The organism is Prevotella sp. ICM33, from assembly GCF_000517825.1.
GTDB classification, from domain to species: Bacteria; Bacteroidota; Bacteroidia; order Bacteroidales; family Bacteroidaceae; genus Prevotella; species Prevotella melaninogenica.
Map to the genome: position 1 here is coordinate 1 of NZ_JACD01000106.1, position 3,321 is coordinate 3,321.

General features: G+C 65.4%; 3 protein-coding genes. All 3 read left to right on the forward strand.

Annotated features, from left to right (window positions below):
• Window positions 1-118 precede the first annotated feature (118 nt).
• Window positions 119-442, forward strand: coding sequence for a hypothetical protein (locus tag HMPREF1505_RS12440; protein ID WP_034520760.1), 324 nt, complete (start codon window positions 119-121; stop codon window positions 440-442).
• Complete coding sequence (locus tag HMPREF1505_RS12445; protein ID WP_034466139.1) at window positions 426-1,889, forward strand: hypothetical protein; 1,464 nt, start codon at window positions 426-428, stop codon at window positions 1,887-1,889. The genes HMPREF1505_RS12440 and HMPREF1505_RS12445 overlap by 17 nt, the downstream gene beginning before the upstream one ends.
• Window positions 1,886-3,321, forward strand: a 1,436-nt coding sequence (locus tag HMPREF1505_RS12450; protein ID WP_036925960.1) for a phage portal protein, incomplete at its 3' end; no start/stop codon positions are given. The genes HMPREF1505_RS12445 and HMPREF1505_RS12450, both read left to right, overlap by 4 nt.

The following is a 3,321-nucleotide window of genomic DNA, read 5'->3' on the forward strand; positions in this document are numbered from 1 at the left end:
CGCAAAAACGGTGGCTGGGGGTTTTCGTTTAGGGGCGGCTCGCCTGGCGTGTTTATGGGGCATCTGGGATAGACGGTAGGCGTTTTCGGCGGTTTCGCCCGGGAGTAGGGGGTTGGAATTGGCTGAGAAGAAGGCGAAGGCATCGAGCGCTCGCGGGCGTAAGACTTCGGCGAAGAAGGCCGCGGCGAAGAAGGAGCCGGAGGTTCCGGCATTTGATGCTCGCGCGCAGCGCACAAAGCTGCTGGACGCGACGTTGCAGTCGATTGAGTATGCCGAGTTTGACAAGCGGGCGCCGTTGATTCGTGAGGCGCGGGCGTTGATTTCTGAGCTGGCCGGCCCGGCTGTTGTAGTCGAGTCGAAGGAGGAGGGAGACAACGTTGTCAACTTCCAGGACCAGCTCGCACGGCGACGGTCAAACGCCTCGGGTGCGGGTCGCCGCTAAGCGTAGAGCAAAGACTTTCGGGGACATCGCCGGCGAGTTCGCCGCGAACTTCGGGCTGACCCCTGACCCCTGGCAGAATCTCGTCCTCGAGGACTGGCTGGCCGCGTCCACAAAGGACGAGTGGAAGCACATGACCTGCGGCCTGTCCGTTCCGCGCCAGAACGGGAAGAACGCGCTCCTGGAGATCCGCGAGCTTTTCGGCATGGTGCTCCTCGGAGAGAAGATCCTTCACTCCGCGCACGAGGTCAAAACAGCGCAGGCGCACTACAGGCGCTTCAAGCATTTCTTCGGGAATAAGGCGAACGACGAGTCGGCAGACTTCCCCGAGCTGAACCGCCTCGTGACGAACGTCCGTAACGTCAACGGCCAGGAATCGATCACGCTCACGAACGGCGCAGAGCTGCGAGTCATCGCCCGCTCGAAGTCGTCAGGTCGTGGCTTTACAGCCGACGTGATCGTTTTCGACGAGGCGCAGGAGCTGACTGAGGACGCTATCGAGGCCATGCTCTCGACGGGCTCGGCTGGCGACCTCGGTAACTCGCAGATCCTCTACACGGGCACGCCGCCAGGTCCGAACGCATCGGGCGCCGTGTTCACTCGCCAGCGCGCACAGGGCCTCTCGGAGCATCCCGGACCGATGTGCTGGCACGAGTGGTCGGCGGACCCGGACGGGCCTGTCAACCTCGACGATAAGGGCGTGTGGATCGCGACGAACCCGGCGATCACGGCGGGACGCATGAAAATTGCGTTCGTCGAAAACGAGCGTCGCACGCTCAACGAAGAAGGCTTCAAGCGTGAGCGCCTGGGAATGTGGCCGGCGAACGCTGGAGCCTCGCGCGCGATCGACTCCGCGACGTGGGATGCCTCCGTCGCAGACGCGCCGGAGGACGGCATCCGCTCGTTCGGCGTGTCTTTCAGCGCCGACGGTAAGCGCATGGCGCTCGCGGGCGCGATGAAGGAAGGCACGGGAGCGTCCGCGCGCTTCCACGTGAACGCAATCGACACCTATACGGGGTCTACCGCTGCGGGCGTGTCGGCGCTCGCGGAATGGCTTGCCGAGCGCGTCGACAGGACGGCGCAGATCAATCTTCTCGGCGGTGCTGGCGCGGCTGCTTTGTCGGACGCGCTGGACATGCGAGGCGTGCCGAAACGCCTCGTCCACATCATGACAACTGGCGAGTATTTCGAGGCCTGCGGGCTGCTCTTTGAGGGGCTGCGAGCTGGCCAGGTGACGCACCCGGCGGGAGAGCCGGAGGACGCGCTCAACGCTTCGGTGGCTGTCGTGGACCGGCAGATTCGCCGACGAGACGGCGCGTATGGTTGGTCGGCCTCGACCCCAGACGGGGATGAGACACCGCTAGAGGCGGTATCGGCGGCGTTGCACGCGGCCAAGACCACGAGGCGTAGGCCTAAAGGGAAAACCGGAAGGAGGGCGATCGTCCTATGAGTCTGACGAGGATCCCGGCGCTGCCGGGGCTGACTGAAACTGAGAAGAGCCAGCTGCGCCTCATGCAGGATCGGATCACGGCGAAGCAGTCGAAGAACGCGCTGCTCGACGTGTACTACGAGGGGCATCGAGCCTTCCAGGATCTCGGCATCTCTATCCCGCCGCAGATGCAGCGCACGCGCGCCGCTCTCGGCTGGCCCCAGAAGGCCGTGCAAGCCCTCGCACGGAAGCACGTTTTCGAGGGCTACACCGTCGGTGGTCTGACCGACACCTACGACCTGGCCGGGCTTCTCGCGCGCAATGAATTCGAGACGGAGCTCGCGCAGGCGATCACGAGCGCGTACAAGCACTCGGTCTCGTTCCTGACTGTCGCAGCTGGTGACGTGACGCGCGGCGAGCCGCCCGTCATGATCCAGGCGCGCGACGCGAAGTGGACAACGGCCCTGTGGGATCAGCGCACGCGCACGCTGGAGGCAGCGCTCGCTCTAGAGGCCTCGACCGCTGAGGGCACGGAGCAGTACGAGAACACGATCACGGGCGCGACGATGTACACGCGCTCATTCATCATTCATTTCTCTCGCCAGCCCGGCTCTGCGGCCTGGCACCTTGAGCGGATGGAGAACCCGACGGGCCGCGTGCTCGTCGAGCCGCTGGTCTATGACCCGCAGCTCGGACGACCGTTCGGGCGCTCGCGGATTACGACCGAGGTCCGGTACCTGACGGACGCGGCGGTGCGCACGCTGATGCGCGCCGAGACGGGCGCTGAATTCTTCTCCAGCCCGCAGCGGTACGTCCTCGGCGCGTCCGAGGATGCGTTTACAGGTATGGAGCGGTGGTCGGCGATCACGGGCCGTCTGCTCGCTCTCACGGTCAATGAGGAAGGTGCAACGCCGTCGGTCGGCCAGTTCACGCAGCTGTCGATGGAACCTCATCTCGCGATGTATCGTCAGCTCGCGCAGAACTTCTGCGCCGCGACGAACTTGCCGATGAGCACGGTCGGTATCTTCGGCGATAACCCGGCGTCGGCGGAGGCCATGCAGGCCGCTGAGTACCAGCTGTCCGACGAGGCCGACTACCAGTGGCGTATCTTCACGCCAGCGCTGCGTCGCCTCCTCCAAGACGTCCTCATGATCCGCGACCGACTCACGGCCCCGCCCGAGGAATCGTGGGATATGGCGATCAACTACACGCCGACCCGCTACGTGAGCCCGCAGGCAAGCGCGGACGTGATCGCGAAGATCGCATCCGCGCTGCCGGACGTCGCGACGACGACAGTCGGCCTGCGGCGCGCCGGCTTCACGCAGGCGGAGATCGAGCAGGTCCGAGCGGAGAACGCGCCCGGCAAGGCCGCGTCGCTCCTCGAACGTCTCGCTGGCGCCGGCACCCTCGAATCGCCCGCCGCTCCCGAACAGCAGACGCAGGAAGCGGGGGG